This window comes from Aromatoleum petrolei (genome assembly GCF_017894385.1).
GTDB lineage: Bacteria > Pseudomonadota > Gammaproteobacteria > Burkholderiales > Rhodocyclaceae > Aromatoleum > Aromatoleum petrolei.
The window spans coordinates 4931200-4948801 of the sequence record NZ_CP059560.1 but is presented as its reverse complement, the minus strand read 5'-3'; the positions used below and the strand labels follow the sequence as shown (position 1 = coordinate 4948801).

Below are 17602 nucleotides of genomic sequence, written 5' to 3'. Positions count from 1 at the left end.
CGGGTCGGAAGCGATGTGCGGCACCTGCCCTTTCCAAGGCCCGAAAACGGTGCGATGTTAAATGCCATGACGAGCGCGACACATCAGGCTGTGTCGGCGAACGGACGACGCCTGATCCTCTTCGGAGCATTCGACCGCCACAACTTCGGCGACCTGCTGCTCGCCCGGTGTGCGGCGGCAGGCGGACGCGACGAAGTCGTATTCACCGGCCTCGCTGCGCGCGATCTGCGCGCTGTCGATGGATTCCGTACCGAGGCGCTGGCCGACGCCATCGCCACGTTTGGGAGCGAGGAGGCCGATTTTGTGCACGTCGGCGGCGAGTTGCTCACCACAACCGCCTGGGAAGCGGCCGTCATGCTGCAGCAAACGGTAGACACGTCACGCTTCGTGGCCCTGCATGACCGCAATGCGGAGGCACGCGCAGCCTGGGCGAGGTCGGTCCTCGGCACCGCACGCCGCATGCCCTACGTCGTCGCAAGGGACGAACTCCCCGCCGGTTGGCGCACACACTTCTGCGCAGTGGGCGGCGTAGCGTTAGACGCGCTGACGACTGCAGAACGGAACGAGGTCATTGGCGCGCTCCGCAGCGCGTCGACACTCGACGTCCGCGATAGAAGTACCCTGGACGCACTTCGCCGCGCCGGACTTACCCCCGGACTCCGGCCGGATCCGGCCACGTCGACACCGAAGCTACTCGGCGCGACGATACGGCAGCGCGGACATAACCGCACGATCACGGCGCTACGCACCCGCATGCGATCGTGGATTGCGGTTCAACTCGCCGCGGCATGGGGAGACGATGCGACGCTCGATTGCGTTGCCCTGCTCCTGAATTCCGCAGCGGCCGCGCGCGACGCCGGCATCGTGCTGTTCCGTGCCGGTCTGGCGCCGTGGCATGACGACCTCGATACGCTGCGGCGTCTCGCGGACCGACTCGGGGCGCGATATCCGCTTGTGATCTTCGATTCGCCGCGCGTTCTGGACATCTGCGCCCTGCTCGCGAGCGCTAGCGCCTACGTCGGCACCAGCCTGCATGGCTGGATCGTGGCAAACGCGTTCGGGATACCTTCGCGCTGCCTTGTGAGAAGTCCGTCAGACAAGGCCGCGCGCTATACCGACACCTGGTGCGAGGTGCCGCGCCAGTGGCGCATGCCCGACGACGAGCCGCTTTTCCCGCAGCAGATCAGCGGATGAAGTCGCGATTGACGCTGCGGAAGAGTTCGGTGCCCCCGCGGCGCAACCACTCGAAAGCCACCATCTCCCGCGAGACGATCTCAATGCCGTGGCCGCGCATGCGTGCGAAGGCCAACTCCCGGTCGCTCGATCGCCGCGAGCCGGCGGCATCCGCCACCACGAAGACGTCGCGCCCCGCCCAGCGCAAGCCCAGCGCGGTCTGCTGGACGCAGACGTGTGCTTCCGTTCCGCACACGACGACCTGCCGCCTGTCATCGATGGTCGTACCCCTGAGGCATCCGTCGACCTCGGCCGAAAAATGCTGCTTGGTGACGAACTGTGCGCCGGCGGCCACTGCCGCGGCCTTCACTTCCGCAACCGTGCCGCCGATCTTGTCCGGGAAGTGCTCCGTGACGACCACCGGCACCCCAACGCGCGCTGCGACGCCGGCAAGCCACACGCAATTGCGTACGACAGCCTCGCCTTCGTCGATCGCCGGCGCAAGCCGCTCCTGCACATCGACAATCAGCAGCACGGATTTCTCGCAGTTCATCAGCATCATCGGATCTCCCTGTGAAAAGGGGTAACGAAAGTTACGTGCATCCTGGACTGTACCCGATCCGGCCGAGCATGATGCGTCAGAGAAAAGCGCGCAGCCCTTCCGGCAGAGGCACCGACTTGTTCGTGGCCATGTCCATCCACACGACCTTGGACGCGCCGTCCGCGTAGAGGCGGTCCTCGCCCTCGACGAAGAGTTCATACCAGGTCATCACGCTGCTTCGGCCAGGTTCGCCCGCATACATCTTCACGATCACGGTCGCGGGATAATTGATCGGCACCAGGAAGGTGCAGTTGGCGTTGATTACGACCGGCCCCGAGCCGCAATTCGGATCGACGCCGAAACCGAGTTGCTCGATCCATTCCACGCGCGCCTGCTCACAATAGCGGAAGTACACCGTGTTATTGACGTGCCCGTAGTAGTCCATGTCTCCCCAGCGCACCGGAATGCGGGTGGTATGGACCAACTTCCGTTTCTCTTCCATTGGGTCGGTTCCTCTGGTTTGGCTCGACAAGACACTCTAACATACGGTACCGTATGTTAGACATGCGTTGCGACGGCAGTTGGCATGCGTGAGCAGGGCCGCGCATGTATTAAACTGCATGTCTGCGATGGACAAAACCAATATCCGCGTATTCAAATGGAGAACTGAATGGAACGCGAATCGATGGAATTCGACGTCCTGATCGTCGGCGGCGGCCCTGCGGGGCTCGCGGCGGCAATCAGGCTGAAGCAACTGGCGGCCGAGAAGGGTAACGACATCTCCGTGTGCCTGATCGAGAAGGCGGCCGAGATCGGCGCGCACATCCTCTCAGGCGCCGTGATGGACCCGCGCGCACTGAACGAACTGATCCCCGACTGGAAGGAACAAGGCGCCCCGCTCAACACCGCCGTCACCGAAGACCGCGTGATCTTCCTCAACGAGACGGGCGGGCGCAAGGTGCCGAACGGCCTCTTGCCGGACTGTTTCCTGAATCACGGCAACTACATCGTGCGCCTCGGGAACGTCGCCAAGTGGCTCGGCGAGCATGCCGAGGCGCTGGGCGTGGAGGTCTATCCGGGCTTCGCCGGCGCCGAGATCCTGTATGACGAGAATGGCGCCGTGAAGGGTGTCGCGACCGGCGACATGGGCGTCACGCGCGAAGGCGAACAGGGCCCCGCCTACCAGCCCGGGATGGAGCTGCACGCGAAATACACGCTGTTCGCCGAAGGCTGCCGCGGCCACCTGGGCAAGCAGCTCGAAGCGAAATTCAATCTGCGCGACGGCGTCGATCCGCAAACCTACGGCATCGGGCTGAAGGAGCTGTGGGAAGTGCCGGCCGAGCGCCACGAGCCGGGCGTAGTCGTGCATACCACGGGCTGGCCCCTGCCCTCGGACACCTACGGCGGCGGCTTCGTCTATCACCTCGAGGACAACCTCGTCGCGATCGGCTACGTCGTGGGCCTCAACTATACGAACCCGCATCTGTCGCCCTTCGAGGAGTTCCAGCGCTACAAGACGCACCCCGAGATCCGCAAGTATCTCGAAGGCGGCAAGCGCCTCGCGTACGGCGCGCGCGCGATCGCCGCAGGCGGCCTGCAGAGCCAGCCCAAGCTGGTGTTCCCGGGCGGCGCGCTGATCGGCGACGACGCCGGTTTCCTCAATGCCGCGCGCATCAAGGGCAGCCACGCAGCGATCAAGAGCGGCGCGCTTGCAGCGGAAGCCGCGTTCGACGCGGTCACGGCCGAACGGCAGCGCGACGAGCTGACGGCGTTCTCGGAGGCGTTCAAGAGCAGCTGGCTGTTCGATGAGCTGCACAAGACGCGCAACTTCAAGCCCTACATGAAGAAGGGCCTGTGGATGGGCTCACTGCTCTTCGGCATCGACCAGAAGGTGTTTGGCGGCAAGGCGCCGTGGACGCTGCACAACTCGTCCGACCACGACAAGCTCAAGCTCGCATCGGAATGCCCGAAGATCGACTATCCGAAGCCCGACGGCGTGCTGACCTTCGACCGTCTCTCCTCTGTGTTCCTGTCGAACACCAACCACGAGGAAGACCAGCCCTGCCACCTGCAGCTTAAGGATGCCTCGGTGCCGATCGCGGTGAACCTCGCGAAGTACGACGCCCCCGAGCAGCGCTACTGCCCGGCCGGCGTGTACGAGATCGTGCGCGACGAATCGGGGCAGAACCCTCGCCTGCAGATCAACGCCCAAAACTGCGTGCACTGCAAGACCTGCGACATCAAGGACCCGACACAGAACATCAACTGGGTCGTGCCGCAGGGTGGCGAGGGACCGATCTACCAAGGGATGTAAGCCCCAGCTCCAAGCCAGCGACGGCAAAGGGCGGCTTCGGCCGCCCTTTTACTTTCCGGCCGGCGTCGTTACGGGGCCGCCTGCAGACCGAGGGCCGAGCGGACCGTCGCCTCGGTGACGACACCGGACAGGGCTGACTTGCCGCCCTTCCCGTCGAAAAAGATCGTTCTCGGCAACTCGCCGCGCCACTTCGGATCGAGCGCGTAACCGAGCGCCTCGGGCGACTCACCTCCGTAGGCGAAACGTTGCCCGGGCACGGAAAGCAGGTCGAGCGGTTCGGCCAAGCCTGCAAACGGCGCCTCCACTGCGACCGTGACCAGCCTGAACCTGTGGTCGCCCTTGGCCATCTGGGAAAAGAGTTTCAGGTTCTTCTTGCAGTGAATGCACTCCGATGACCACAGGGCAACGATCGTCGGTACCGTGTGGCTCGCGGGATTGACGATTCGGGCCGCGGCAGCCCGATCCAGGGTCTGGAATTCCGCCGCGGCAGTTGCCGCAGCGAGGCTCCACGCCAAGACCGCAATGAGGTTCCGGATCTTCATTCCAGCCAATACCCCTGCATACCTTCGTTTTCCGTCCGCCAGAAGGCGAACAGCACATCGCCACGACGAATCACGCGCGGCTGGTCCGATGCGCCGGAGGTGCTTGCGAGTGCGCGCGCACTGAAGGTCGCACCACCGTCCGCCGAAACCTCTGCCCGAAGAAGCGTGCTCCTTCCGTCAAACTCCTTCCAGACAATGGCGACGCGCCGACCTGCAATCGCAAGGTCCGCATGCGCCGCCCGCTCACCGCCCAGTGCGCGCTGCCCCCTCACGCGTCCATCTTCCAGGCGCCCATAGAACACGCGCCCTTCGCCATCCTTCTCGTTGAACCACACCGCGTGACGCGTGCTGTTCGGGGCAACGGCAAGTGAGGGGCCGTGATGCGGACAGGCGTCGATGCGCCAGCGGTCGAAGGTGGCGCGCAGGACGGGGCCGGGCGCCCCGTCCGCGCCCAGCTTGACCACCGCGTGATCGCGCTCGTTGGGCTCGAAGACATGGCGCCACATCAGCAACGGGAGGCCGTCCGTATCCCCCGCGATCGCGATGCGGCAGCATTCGCAGGAATGGTCGGAGATCTTCCTCTCGGGTCTGAAACTGCGCCCGCCGTCGTCCGAAACCGCCGCGTAGATCGCCGCGCCGCGGTAGTCGCGATTCGCCGCCTGGGCGAGCTCGAGGTCGCGCTTGTCGATCCACGCCAGCACGACCTTCCCGGCACCGGTCACGGCGAGCGACTCGAAGCGATGGGTGATCTCCTGACGATCGCGGTGTACCGTGACGGGCGCTGTGAAGTGGCGGCGGTCATCGGCACGGGCGAGGCGAATCTCACCGGTGAAACGCTTCGCCAGCGGTCGGGTCCATGACACCAGCGCCGCGCCATCCGCATCGAAGGCGAGCTTGGGACGATTTTCGCCGTCTGCCGAGATCTGCTCCGGCTCCGCGTTGACGACGACAGGCGAATCCCAGCTGCGGCCGTCATCCGGACTGCGATGCAGCAATACATGCTGACCATCCTTCGACACTGCGTACAGCGCGCCGTCGGGAGCGAAGGCCGCACTCGTTCCCAGCTCCGGTCGCGCGGGCTTGGCGCCAGCCGCTCCATGCATGTGCTGAGCCGACTGCGCGTGGGCCACGTCAACATTGGCGATGGCCAAGGCCCCGAGCAACACCAGCAACGCCTTCCGGGCGGCACTCCCTGGGGTTGCAGCGCTCACCATTTCGCCTCCACTCCTGCGATCACGGCCCTGGGCAAGCCTGGCGAATAGACCGGCGTACTCCGCGTCGACAGTTGCGCGCTTTCGGCGTAACGCTTGTCGGTCAGGTTCTGGATGCTGCCGAACAGCGACCACGTCGGGTTGAGGGCGTAGTTCCCCCGAAGATTGAAGAGATTATGGCCGCCATACTTCACGGTGTTCGCGTCATCGAGCCAGTAGGAGCCGATTCTCGACCATTCGACCTGCGCCCGGACTGCAGTCGTCGGCGTCCAGGTCAGGCGCGTATTCGACATGAAGCGTGGCGCGCTGGCCTGTTCGTTCCCACCGAAATCGCCCTGCGACGTCTCCCAGTCCTCGAACTCGTGCCACGCGTACGACATCGAAACGTCGAGTCTGACGGTGCGGTGCAGGGGGGCGCCGACTCCGAGTTCGACGCCACGGTGCCGCGTCTTGCCGGCATTGGTCGTGATCGTCTGCGTCGTCTCGGGATCGCGCTGGCTCACGATGTCGTCGTGCTTGGTGAGATCGTAGGCGACCAGGTCGTAGGACACGCCGGCGACCACCCCGCGGATGCCAAGCTCGAACTGTTCGGCCCGGATGGCCTCCAGCTCGAGCGCCGACTGCGCGAGCGCCAGCGCCGATGCACGACTCGTCGCGCGCGACGGCCGGAAGAGTTGAGATTCGGACGGTGCGCGGAAGCCCTGATTGTACGAGGCAAACAGGTGGGTATCGCGATCCAGCGCGTATGTCGCGCCGAGCTTGGGCGTTGCACGACGGAAATTCACTGTGCTGTCGGCCACCTGCCCGTAGAAGCTGCTGCCGACCTGGACGACGCCGGCGGCGAAGTCGTTGCGGAAGGCGTAGCGCATGTCGTCATAACGCAGCCCCGCCGTCAGGCGCAAACGATCGGTGGGCGAGATTTCCCCGTGCAGGTAGGGTGAAATACCACGATATTCAACGTCATAATCGTAGATGCGCGCCCCCACCGTATAGTCGATGAACTCCTGGCTCGCACCGCTTCCGCGCGTCGTCGCATTGACCCTGTTCTCCCGCCGCGACCCGGGACTCATGTCTAGATCGATGCCCGCAATCAGGCGCGCACGCATCGGAGCGAAATCCTGGCGCCACTTGGCCATCAGGCCGTAGGACTGGTTCCGCGTCTCGGCGAGGCTGGGATCGAAACGCAGGGCGAAGCTCGCCAGCAGATCCATGCTGTTGTCGCGCACGTAGGGCGTAATCGACAGCAGCGAATCGGCGGTCTCATGCTCCAAACTGGTCGAGAGCCGCAGCGCACTGACCTTGCGGAAGGCAATCGGTAGGTAGTTGCGCGTCGGGTCGTGTTTGTAGTCCTCGCGCACGAGAGGCGAATTGGCGCCTGTATCCTGATCGATCTCGGAGAAACCGAGCACGGTTTTCAGCGAAGTGTTGTCGCCGATGAAGTGGTCCCAGCGCAGGGTGCCACTCTTGCGGTCGTACGCGGTATCGTCACGCCAGCCGTCGGTCGCGGAGAGATTGAGGTCGGCACGAAAGCCGCCGTTGGCGTAACCCGATCCGCCGCTCAGGAGCGCGCGCCGCCAGCCATGTTCGCCGATCTCGACGGAGGCTCCGAGCTCGGGCTTCGTCGGCGGCACGCGCGTCAGCACGTTCACGACGCCGCCGATTGCATCCGACCCGTAGAGCGCCGAAGACGGCCCGCGGTTCACCTCGATGCCGCCCGCCTGCGGCACGTTGATCTCGTACAGCGCATTGTGATTGAAGAAACCCGGTGAACGCGACGGAATGCCATCTTCAAGGAAAAGGTACACGGGACTTGTCGTGAACGGCTGACGGATGGAGGTCGTATGTCCTTCACCATTGGTGACGGCGACTGCGGCACCGGGGATCTGTCCCATGACCTGGGCGGGATGAGCCGGCTTGTCCGCCGCAATCGCCTCCGCCTTCACGGCGCCGACCGACGCCGGAGTTTCGACCAATCGCTCCTTTTCGCGCGTACCCGTGACGGTCACCTGCTCCAGGATCGTCTCGCCCTCAGCCGCCGACACCCCGCCAATCGCACAGGCGCACGACAGCGCGACCAATGCGCGGATTCGCTCAGCGCTCATGCCCGGCACCTCCCATCGTACCGAGCGGCCGCACCGGTGCCTTGATCTCGATCGTTTCGCGCTTGCCATCACGCCCCTCTACCGTGAGGGTCAGCGGCACGGTTTCACCGGGCTGCAAGGGTTTGCGCAGATCGAGCAGCATGACGTGGTGCGCGCCGGGCTTGAGTTCCACGGACTGACCCGCGGGAAGCGCCACCGCGGCGACCGGCCGCATCTTCATGACTTCGTGCTCCAACGCCATCTCGTGAATCTCGACGGTACCGGCCACCGGCGAACCCGCAGCGACCAGCTTCGCATCCTCGGATGCGGTGAGCCGCATGAAGGCTCCGGTGACCTTCTGGTGCGGCACGGTCGCGCGCACCCACGGTTCCTCGATCTTGACGTCTGCCTGCGCGGGCAGCGAGAAGGCGATCAGGGACAGAGCTGCTGCAATGTAATGCTTCATGTTTCCACTCCTGCATATCAGGCGATCCGCCCGGCAAGTGCGTAACCAACCGGCGCCGGCACGGACGAAGGCGAAGCGACGCTAGTCCGGTCATCGGATCGAAACGTCGCAAACGTAGCTGATGAACCACTGTGATTCCGCCGCACGGACGTCGCACCTGTTTCGTATCGGCTACAGGCGGATCGGGGCGAGAAATGGTCAGGCGAGAAGTGGCGGTGCGCGCGAAGGCGAAGTGATCCACCCGAACAGCGGGCGTGGGGAATGGAAATAGAGGCGGGGAAATTCTTCGCTGCCAGTCGCCAGAGCGAAGGGCACCACGTCTTGCGTCGGGAGCGCAGGTATCCCCCCATGCGTCGCGCAGAAGGCGCAGCGCTCGGCCGGAAAGAGATCGGCGTTGCCGCCCTTGCCCTCGCCGGTCGAATCATTGACCGCCACCAGCTTGGTCCCGGCGACGGTACAAACCTCGACCCAGCGCGTTTCGTCGCCGGTGACCCGCGACAGCGCGTGGCTCATGGCCGGCATCACGGCACCGAGCAGGATCGCGAACAACGCGATCCATGCCGTTAGAGTGCGGGTCGAGCGCTTGAGATGCATGGATGTATCGAGGCCTCGGATCGGAGGCATTCTAGCGACGAGGCTCCCGTTCCCCTTGATTGCAGTCAAGCGCCGAAAAAAGGCTCCTGCCAACTGCTTCACGCGTCGGCAGCCCTTGCGCCGGGCGGCGCGTGAGTCCGATCAGCCCAGCCAGTGCCGCGCGTTGCGGAACATGCGCATCCAGGGCGAATCCTCGCCCAACGATTCGGGATGCCAACTCATCTGCACCGTGCGCGCGGTGCGCTCGGGGTGCGGCATCATGATCGTGAAGCGGCCATCCGCGGTCGTCACCCCGGCCAAGCCATCTGGCGAACCGTTCGGATTGAAGGGGTAGGACGTGGCCGGCTTGCCGTGGTTGTCGACGTAGCGCACCGCCGTGAGCACGCTGCCACGATGAGCATCCTCGGCAAACACCGCCCTGCCCTCGCCGTGGCTGACCACGATGGGCATGCGGCTGCCCGCCATGCCGGCGAATAGGATGGACGGATTTTCCGGAATCTCCGCCATCACGAAGCGCGCCTCGAACTGCTCGCTGCGGTTGCGATGGAAGGTCGGCCAGTGTTCCGCACCGGGGATGATGGCGGCAAGGTTGGCCATCATCTGGCAACCGTTGCACACACCCAGCGCGAAGGTGTCGCTGCGGCCGAAGTAGGTTTCGAACTGCTCACGCAGCGCGGTATTGAAAAGGATGGACTTCGCCCAGCCCTGGCCCGCGCCGAGCACGTCGCCGTAGGAGAAGCCGCCGCAGGCCGCAAGGCCGTGAAAGTCGGACAGGTGACGGCGGCCCGCCTGCAGGTCGGACATGTGTACGTCGAAGGGCGCGAAGCCAGCTCGCTCGAAGGCGGCGGCCATCTCGGCTTGCGAGTTCACGCCTTGCTCTCGAAGGATCGCGATCTTCGGGCGGGCGCCGGTGCCGATCATTGGCGCGACGATGTCCTCCGACGGATCGAAGCTCGTGACGACGCTCAGTCCAGGATTGGACGCATCCGAGAGAGCTTCGAATTCCTCGCGCGCGCAATCGGCGTCGTCGCGCAGGCGCGCGATGCGGTAGCTCGTTTCCGACCAGGTCTGATGGAGTTCGGCACGCGGGGCGCTGAACACGAGCTTGGCGTTGCGCCAGAAGCGCAATTCGTCGCGCTCGTTCGGCTCGCCGAGGAAGTGGTAGGTAAGCCCCGCGTCGCGCAGCGGCGTTGTGATGCGCGCCCGATCCTCGCGGCGAATCTGAACCACTGCACCGAGTTCCTCCGCGAACAACCCGCCGAACAGGCGATCGTTGAGGCGCCCCTTGATCGTGTCCGGCTTCTTGTCGAGACCGTCGACATCGTTCATGTACTGGTCGTAGCACACCGTGTCGAGGACTACAGAGAGGCCGCACTTCGATGCGAAGGCCATCTCGCACAGCGTCGCGAACAGGCCGCCGTCGCTGCGATCGTGGTAGGCGAGCAGCAAGCCGTCGCGGCGGAACTGCTGGATCACCTCAAAGAACTTCGCCAGTTGTGCCGCATCGACGTCGGGGGCGTGTTCGCCGACCGAACCGAACACCTGCGCGAGCGCCGAGCCGCCGAGGCGGTTGCGGTCGTTGCCGAGGTCGATGAGCATCAGTTCGGTCTCGACCCCTTCGGGGAACTGCAGCTGCGGCGTTAGCGTGCGACGGATGTCCTCCACCGGCGCGAAGGAGGTAACGATGAGCGACAGCGGCGCGACGACCTGCTTGTCTCGGCCCTCCTCGCTCCACGCCGTCTTCATCGACAGTGAGTCCTTGCCGACCGGAATCGACAGCCCCGCCGCCTGGCAGAACTGCGACACGGCACTGACGGTGTCGTAGAGCTTTGCGTCCTCGCCGCGATGCCCCGCAGCCGCCATCCAGTTCGCGGACAACTTCACTTGGCCGAGGTCGGAAATATCTGCCGCCGCGATGTTCGTGATTGCCTCGCCCACCGCCATCCGCCCGGACGCCACGGCGTCCAGACAGGCAACCGGTGTACGCTCGCCCATCGCAAAGGCTTCACCCTTGTGGCCGTGGAAGCTCATTGCGGTGACCGCGACGTCGGCCACCGGCACCTGCCAGGGGCCAACCATCTGGTCGCGCGCCGTCATGCCGCCGACCGAACGGTCGCCGATCGTAATGAGGAAATTCTTCGAGGCTACCGTCGGCAGGCGCAGCACGCGCAGGCAGGCCTCCTTCAGGTCGACGTCGGTGACGTCAAAGGGGGGAACGTGCACGGCGCGGCGTGACACGTTGCGCGTCATCTTCGGCGGCTTGCCGAGCAGCACCTGCATTTCCATGTCGACCGGCTTGTTGTCGAAGTGGCGGTCGCTCACGGTAAGATGGCCGTCGGCGGTCGCAGAGCCGAGCACCGCGAACGGGCAGCGTTCGCGCTCGCAGATGGCACGGAATTCGTCGAGGCTCTCCGGCGCGATCGCGAGGACGTAACGCTCCTGCGACTCATTGCTCCATATCTCGCGCGGGCTCATGCCCGGCTCTTCGATATGCACCTCGCGCAATTCGAAATGCGCGCCGAGGCTCGCGGAGTCGGCCAGTTCCGGCATCGCATTCGACAGACCGCCGGCCCCTACGTCGTGGATCGCGAGGATGGGATTCGCCTCGCCGCGCTGCCAGCACGCGTCGATCACTTCCTGACAGCGGCGCTCGATCTCGGGGTTACCGCGCTGCACCGAGGCGAAGTCGAGGTCCGCGGTGTTCGTGCCGGTCGCCATGCTGGACGCCGCACCGCCGCCGAGGCCGATCAGCATGCCGGGGCCGCCCAACTGGATCAGCAGCGTGCCGGGCGCGAACTTCACCTTGTGCGACTGCTGCGCCTGGATGCTGCCGACCCCGCCGGCGATCATGATCGGCTTGTGGTAGCCCCGCACTTCGCTCTGCACTTCCTGCTCGAAGGCACGGAAGTAGCCCGCGAGGTTGGGACGGCCGAACTCGTTGTTGAAGGCCGCGCCGCCTATAGGACCTTCGATCATGATGTCGAGCGCGGAGGCGATTCGGTCGGGCTTGCCATAGGCCTTTTCCCACGGCTGCACGAAGTCGGGGATGTTCAGGTTCGACACCGAGAAACCGGTCAAACCCGCTTTGGGCTTGGAACCGCGGCCCGTCGCGCCTTCGTCACGGATCTCGCCGCCCGCACCCGTCGCGGCGCCCGGGAAGGGCGAGATTGCGGTCGGATGGTTGTGCGTCTCGACCTTGGCGAGGATGTGGGTCTCCTCCGCGCGGAAGCGCCACTGCCCGTCGCCGTCCGCATAGAAGCGGTCGATCACGGCGCCTTCGATCACGGAAGCGTTGTCCGAATATGCGACGACTGTCCCTTCGGGATGCGCCTTGTGCGTCTCGCGGATCATGCCGAACAGGGTCTTGTCCATCGTGCGCGCATCGATGACCCAGTCCGCGTTGAAGATCTTGTGGCGGCAGTGTTCCGAGTTCGCCTGTGCGAACATCATCAGCTCGACGTCAGTCGGGTTGCGCGCCATACGGGTGAAGTTGTCGACGAGGTAGTCGATCTCGTCGTCCGACAGCGCAAGCCCCAACTCACTGTTTGCAGCGACAAGTGCGGCACGGCCGCCGCCGATCACGTCTACGGTTGTTAGCGGCTTGGGGTCATAGTGGTGGAACAACGCCTCGGCCGCATCGACAGTCGGCACCACCGATTCGGTCATGCGGTCGTGCAGAAGCGGAAGCACCGCGGCGAACTGCCGGTCGTCGAGGCCGCCGCGAACGTCGAGCGAATAAGCGATGGCTCGCTCGATGCGCACGACCTTGTCGAAACCGCACTGACTCGCGATGTCGCTGGCCTTCGACGACCACGGCGAAATCGTGCCGAGTCGCGGGACGACGACGAGGAGCGTTCCTGCCGGTGCCGCGGACGTGGCCGGCACTGCACCCAGCAAATCCACCAGCCGCTCGAGTTCGGCGATGCTCAACGGCTCATTGATCTCGATAAGGTACCAGTGTTCGGCTGCGAGCCCCCTGAGCTTGGGCAGTGCTTCGCCAACGGTATGCGAGAGACGCTCCAGACGGGAGGGAGAGAGCGCCGGAGCGCCACGCAGCTTGAGAATTTCGGCCATTTGAGTCGATACGAAGGGTCGGGAAGAACGCGAACAAAGGTCCGACGTACAGGGAAGGTGTAATTATACCCGACGGCCGCGCCGGCTCCCGCTGGTAGTTTCCCCGCATCCGACAGCCCACACCCGCAGTTCGCGACGCAAGCACCGACCCGTTCAAGGCTTGTACGCACAGATCGGGTAGAATTGCGCGTTTTGTCCGACGCAGTCCGATGACTACATCCCGTTTGTCTTCGCCCAGTCGCTCGCGCGAAAGCGCTTGCTGGATCGCGGTTCCCGCCGCAATCCTCGCGCTGTGCGCGCTGGCAACGCTGGCAAGCGGACGCAACGCCGAGTGGTTCCTCGGCTGGAACGACGTAGCCGCGGCGCTGCCCGCCTTTGTGTGGGCCGGCCTGACCAACCTCGGCGCAACTTCCGGCGCGTTTGCGGTGCTCGCCGGTTTCCTCGCCTGGCATCCGCGCTGGGCGGCATCTGCACTGCTGGCGGTTCCCGTCGGGGCGCTCTACACGCATGGCGCGAAAGAATTCTTCGATGAAGCACGACCCGCGGCCGTTCTGGGCGCGGAGAATTTCAATGTAATCGGCGAAGTGCTGCGCACCGGTTCATTCCCTTCCGGCCACTCGACCACGGCCTTCGGTTTCGCGGCCGTCGCGGCATTGTGCGCGGTGCAATCGGGCCGGCGCCTCGTCGCCTTGGCAGCGCTCGCGCTTGCCGCAGCTGTCGCATTCTCCCGCGTTGCAGTGGGGGCTCACTGGCCGCTCGACATCTTCGCCGGCGCAGCCGGCGGCTGGCTCTGCGGTGCGTTCGGAGTGTGGTGGTCCTCGCGCTGGCGCTTCTGGGAAACGCGTACCGGCTGGCACATGCTGGCCGTGCTGCTGGCCGCCTTCTCGATCTCGATATTCTTCGAGGAACTCGGCTACCCTGAAGGACGCTGGATCCAGTACCTGCTGAGCGCCTGGGGACTGGGCGGTGTCGCCCTTGCGTTAGCCCGCGGCCGCCATCCGCAGGGGATCGGTACATGAAGCGCCTGCTTGCGATCGCCGCAAGCCTCGCGCTCTTGGCATGGCTGGCATGGGACGGCCGCTGGCAAGGTCTCGCCGATGCGTTCCGGCGTCTCGACCCGCTCGCTGCGACGCTGGCACTGGCCGGTTTCGCGACAAGCTATATCCTTCGTGCGGGCCGCGTGTACGATGAGTTTCGCTCCGATGCACAAGGTCGCTTCGCGGCCTGCCTGCGCATCGTGCTGATCCACAACGCGATGGTCAATGTGGTGCCTTTCCGCGGTGGCGAGGCAGCCTTCCCCGTCCTGCTCGGACGCAACTTTGGCACGCCGCTGGCCCGCGCCGTCGCCTCGCTGTTCTGGTTCCGCCTCCAGGACGCACTCGTAGTAGCCATCCTCGCCCTCGCCGTCTGGCCGCCTCTGCCCCTGCCCCTGCGCGCCGCCGGGATCGCCGCTCTGGTCACCTTCGCGTGGTACCTTCCGCGCTGGGCGCGTGCGCCTCACGCCTGGGCCGAGCGCGGCGGAGCGAAGGCCAAGCTTGCCAAAATGCGCGACGCTTTTGCCGACTCGACGCGACATGCGCGCTTCGGCTGGGCCTGGACGCTCGCGAACTGGTCTGTGAAGCTCGCCACGCAGGCCTGGCTGCTCGCCTCCCTCGTCCCCGCAGGGCTCGCTGTCGGCGCATCGGGCGCGCTGGGCGCGGAACTCGCGTCCATCCTCCCGGTCCAGGGGGTCGCGGGATTCGGCACGTACGAGGCGGGGGCCGCAGCGGCGATGCTGCCGAACGGCGTCCCGTTCGAGAACGGCCTGCAGGCCGCTATCGCCCTTCATCTTTTCGTCATCGCCTGTGCCGTCGCATCCGGCACCTTCGCCTGGCTCGCGCCTGCACGACCCGCTCGCGCTGCAAATCCCGATCGCTCCCACCTTTCCTGAAGCCACTGATCCGCATGAACAAGTCACCCCTGCCGCCGGCCGAACCGCAAATTCCCGCGGACATGCCTGAACACACCCTCTCGGTTGTCGTGCCAATGTACAACGAGGCGGAGAACGTCGAGCCGCTGCTCGAACGCATCCACCTCGCACTGGGTCCCTATCCCTGCCCCTGGGAGGTGGTGCTTGTCGATGACGGCAGCTCCGACGCGACTCCAGCGGAACTGGCCCGCTGCGCCGACAAGTTCGGCCCTCACGTGCACATCGTCGAGTTGATGCGCAACTTCAAACAGACTGCAGCCATGCAGGCCGGCCTCGACGCCGCCCGCGGCAGCGTCATCGTCACCATGGACGGCGACCTGCAGAACGATCCGATCGACATCCCGCGCATGGTCAAGCGTCTGCTGACGGAAGATCTCGACCTTGTGGCAGGCTGGCGAAAGGATCGCCAGGACGGCCTGCTGTTGCGCAAGATTCCCTCCCGTATCGCCAACCGGCTCATCGCGCGCATGACCGGCGTACACCTCAAGGACTACGGCTGCAGCCTCAAGGTCTTCCGTGCCAGTGCCATCAAGAGCGTGCGCCTGTATGGCGAGATGCACCGCTTCATCCCCGCCTGGCTGGCGACGGTAACGACGCCACGCCGTATCGCCCAGGAAGTCGTGACGCACCACGCCCGCGTCTTCGGCCAATCGAAATACGGCATCTCGCGCACGTTCCGCGTGGTCCTCGACCTGGTGTTCGTGTACTTCTTCATGCGCTACCGCACCCGCCCGGGGCATTTCTTCGGCGGCATCGGCATCGGTCTCGGCGCGCTCGGCACCCTCATCCTCGGCTACCTCCTTGCCCTCAAGCTCTTCCTCGGCGAGGACATCGGCACCCGCCCACTGCTGTTTGGCGGCTTCTTCCTCGTCATCGCGGGCGTGCAGATGGTCACCTCCGGCGTGCTCGCCGAACTGCTCGCGCGCGTGTATTACGAATCCGGCAGCTCCCGCGCCTATCTCGCGCGGCCGCGGACTGCGCTTGACGACGTGGACGGATGGCACCGGAAAGGCGACCGATGACGACTCCCGCGTCGCCCCTGCCCCAGCCGCGCACGTCGCTGGTGCTTGCGATCTTCCTACTGCCGCTCGCGGCCTTCTTTCTGCGGCTGGGGGGCGCACCGCTGTTCGACGTCGACGAGGGAGCGTTCTCGGAAGCCACGCGCGAGATGTTCGAGCGCGGCGACTTCCTCTCCACCTACCTCAACGGCGAGAACCGCTTCGACAAGCCGATCCTCGTATATTGGCTGCAGGCACTCGGCTACCTGCTGTTTGGGCCCACCGAATGGGGCTTCCGCCTGCCCTCCGCGGTAGCGGGGGCGCTGTGGAGCTACGCGACCTGGCACTTCGCGCGCGAGCGCTTCGGCGCGAGTACGGCACTTGCAGCACTCGCGGTCGCGTCGACTGCGCTGGGCCCTTTCGCCATTGCGCGCGCCGCGACCGCCGACGCCCTGCTCAACCTGCTCCTCGCCCTCGCGTTGTTCGACGCCTGGCGGCACCTCGAATCCGGCCGTCGTGCCCCCCTGCTGCGCAGCTTCGTGTGGATCGGCCTGGGCGCACTGACCAAGGGCCCGATTGCGCTGATCGTCCCGGGCACCGTGAGCCTGCTGTACTGCGCGAGCCGCGGGGAATGGAAACGCTGGGCGCGTGCCGTGTTCGACCCGATCGGCCTCGTCATCATCGCGGCGATCGTCGTGCCCTGGTATGCCGTCACCCTGGCGATACACGGACAGGACTTCATCGACGGATTCATCCTCAAGCACAACGTCGAACGCTTTACCGGCACACTGGAAGGCCACGCCGGCAGCCTGTTCTACTACGTGATTGCGGTACCGCTGCTCCTGCTGCCGTGGACCGGTCCGCTATTCGGCGCCCTGAGGCAGCTGCGGGGTGACCTCGATACCGGCGTGCGCCGCTTCCTGTGGATCTGGGCCGGTTTCGTCGTTGCCTTCTTTTCCCTGTCGGGTACCAAACTCCCGCACTACGTACTCTATGGCTCGACGCCGCTGTTCCTGCTGATCGCCGTCCACCGCAACGAACTTCGCCGGGTTCCGCTGCACCTGCTCGCCCCGACCCTGTTTCTCGCGCTGCTGCCGGCCCTGCCGCTGATCTTCGACACGCTCGCCGCAAGCGAGGCTGGCAACGACTACTACCGCGCCCAGCTCGCACTCGCGCTGACCGAGGCCACCCCCGAATACTACCTTGTCGCCGTCGGCGGCCTGCTCGCGTGGATCTGGCTGGCCTTGCGCTGGAACGCCGCTGCGTGGATGAAGGTCGGTGCCGCCGCCGTCATCCAGGTCATCGTCCTCGCGGGCGTGGTCGTCCCCTGGGCCGGCGCGGTATTGCAGGGCCCCGTCAAGGAAGCCGGACTGCTCGCACGCAAGACCGGCGAACCCGTCGTCGCGTGGCGCTACTACGCCCCGAGCTTCAGCGTCTATCGGCAGGCAGTTACTCCTGACCGCACGCCGGCAGCGGGTGAACTGGCGATCACGCGCACCGACCGGATCCCGGCGAGCGGCGTCGTCGTCCTCTACCGCAAGGGCGGGGTCGCACTCGTGCGCAAGCTGCCCGACTGAGCGCCATGCCCGAACCGGCATCGATGAAGGAAGTTACACATGCTGCAAGCCAGCCCGCCATT

Annotated in this window: 14 protein-coding genes; 6 read left to right on the top strand and 8 right to left on the bottom strand. The window is 65.5% G+C overall.

What is annotated here, in order from left to right; genetic code table 11:
- The first annotated feature begins 66 nt into the window (after window positions 1-66).
- Entirely contained in the window at window positions 67-1194 is a 1128-nt protein-coding gene (locus ToN1_RS22645; RefSeq protein ID WP_169205075.1) for a polysaccharide pyruvyl transferase family protein, read from the top strand.
- Here the strand turns inward: ToN1_RS22645 and ToN1_RS22640 are convergent.
- Window positions 1184-1732, bottom strand: a complete 549-nt coding sequence (locus ToN1_RS22640; protein ID WP_169205102.1) for an isochorismatase family protein — start codon at window positions 1730-1732, stop codon at window positions 1184-1186. The genes ToN1_RS22645 and ToN1_RS22640 overlap by 11 nt on opposite strands.
- Before the next feature lie 79 nt (window positions 1733-1811).
- Entirely contained in the window at window positions 1812-2216 is a 405-nt protein-coding gene (locus ToN1_RS22635; protein WP_169205074.1) for an acyl-CoA thioesterase, read from the bottom strand.
- Between the two features lie 168 nt (window positions 2217-2384).
- Here ToN1_RS22635 and ToN1_RS22630 point away from each other — a divergent pair, with 168 nt between their 5' ends.
- Entirely contained in the window at window positions 2385-4028 is a 1644-nt protein-coding gene (locus tag ToN1_RS22630; protein WP_169205073.1) for an electron transfer flavoprotein-ubiquinone oxidoreductase, read from the top strand.
- Window positions 4029-4096: 68 nt separating this feature from the next.
- Here ToN1_RS22630 and ToN1_RS22625 read toward each other — a convergent pair whose 3' ends face one another.
- The 6 genes from ToN1_RS22625 to purL form a co-directional block, all read right to left on the bottom strand.
- The gene (locus ToN1_RS22625; protein ID WP_169205072.1) at window positions 4097-4570 is read right to left on the bottom strand and encodes a TlpA family protein disulfide reductase; all 474 of its coding nucleotides are present in this window, start codon (window positions 4568-4570) and stop codon (window positions 4097-4099) included.
- Window positions 4567-5784: a sialidase family protein gene (locus ToN1_RS22620; RefSeq protein ID WP_244860863.1), complete on the bottom strand. Its 1218-nt coding sequence runs from the start codon at window positions 5782-5784 to the stop codon at window positions 4567-4569. The genes ToN1_RS22625 and ToN1_RS22620 overlap by 4 nt, the downstream gene beginning before the upstream one ends.
- Window positions 5778-7883 carry a TonB-dependent receptor gene (locus ToN1_RS22615; RefSeq protein WP_210147911.1) on the bottom strand — a complete coding sequence of 702 codons (2106 nt, stop codon included), beginning with the start codon at window positions 7881-7883 and terminating at the stop codon, window positions 5778-5780. The genes ToN1_RS22620 and ToN1_RS22615 overlap by 7 nt, the downstream gene beginning before the upstream one ends.
- Window positions 7873-8328 (bottom strand): copper chaperone PCu(A)C, encoded by a 456-nt coding sequence (locus ToN1_RS22610; protein ID WP_169205071.1) that lies wholly within the window; start codon window positions 8326-8328, stop codon window positions 7873-7875. Before ToN1_RS22610 ends, ToN1_RS22615 begins: the two co-directional genes overlap by 11 nt.
- A gap of 198 nt (window positions 8329-8526) precedes the next feature.
- The gene (locus ToN1_RS22605) at window positions 8527-8922 is read right to left on the bottom strand and encodes a DUF2946 domain-containing protein (RefSeq protein WP_169205070.1); all 396 of its coding nucleotides are present in this window, start codon (window positions 8920-8922) and stop codon (window positions 8527-8529) included.
- A gap of 141 nt (window positions 8923-9063) precedes the next feature.
- Window positions 9064-12996: a phosphoribosylformylglycinamidine synthase gene (gene purL, locus ToN1_RS22600; protein ID WP_169205069.1), complete on the bottom strand. Its 3933-nt coding sequence runs from the start codon at window positions 12994-12996 to the stop codon at window positions 9064-9066.
- Window positions 12997-13205: 209 nt separating this feature from the next.
- Here purL and ToN1_RS22595 point away from each other — a divergent pair, with 209 nt between their 5' ends.
- Genes ToN1_RS22595 through ToN1_RS22580 form a run of 4 tightly spaced genes read left to right on the top strand, consistent with a single transcriptional unit; the run spans window position 13206 to window position 17540 of the window.
- Window positions 13206-14015 (top strand): phosphatase PAP2 family protein, encoded by an 810-nt coding sequence (locus ToN1_RS22595; protein ID WP_169205068.1) that lies wholly within the window; start codon window positions 13206-13208, stop codon window positions 14013-14015.
- Window positions 14012-14926 carry a lysylphosphatidylglycerol synthase transmembrane domain-containing protein gene (locus ToN1_RS22590; RefSeq protein ID WP_169205067.1) on the top strand — a complete coding sequence of 305 codons (915 nt, stop codon included), beginning with the start codon at window positions 14012-14014 and terminating at the stop codon, window positions 14924-14926. Before ToN1_RS22595 ends, ToN1_RS22590 begins: the two co-directional genes overlap by 4 nt.
- A 14-nt stretch (window positions 14927-14940) precedes the next feature.
- Window positions 14941-15987, top strand: a complete 1047-nt coding sequence (locus ToN1_RS22585; RefSeq protein WP_169205066.1) for a glycosyltransferase family 2 protein — start codon at window positions 14941-14943, stop codon at window positions 15985-15987.
- Entirely contained in the window at window positions 15984-17540 is a 1557-nt protein-coding gene (locus ToN1_RS22580; protein ID WP_169205065.1) for an ArnT family glycosyltransferase, read from the top strand. Before ToN1_RS22585 ends, ToN1_RS22580 begins: the two co-directional genes overlap by 4 nt.
- Window positions 17541-17602: the final 62 nt, after the last annotated feature.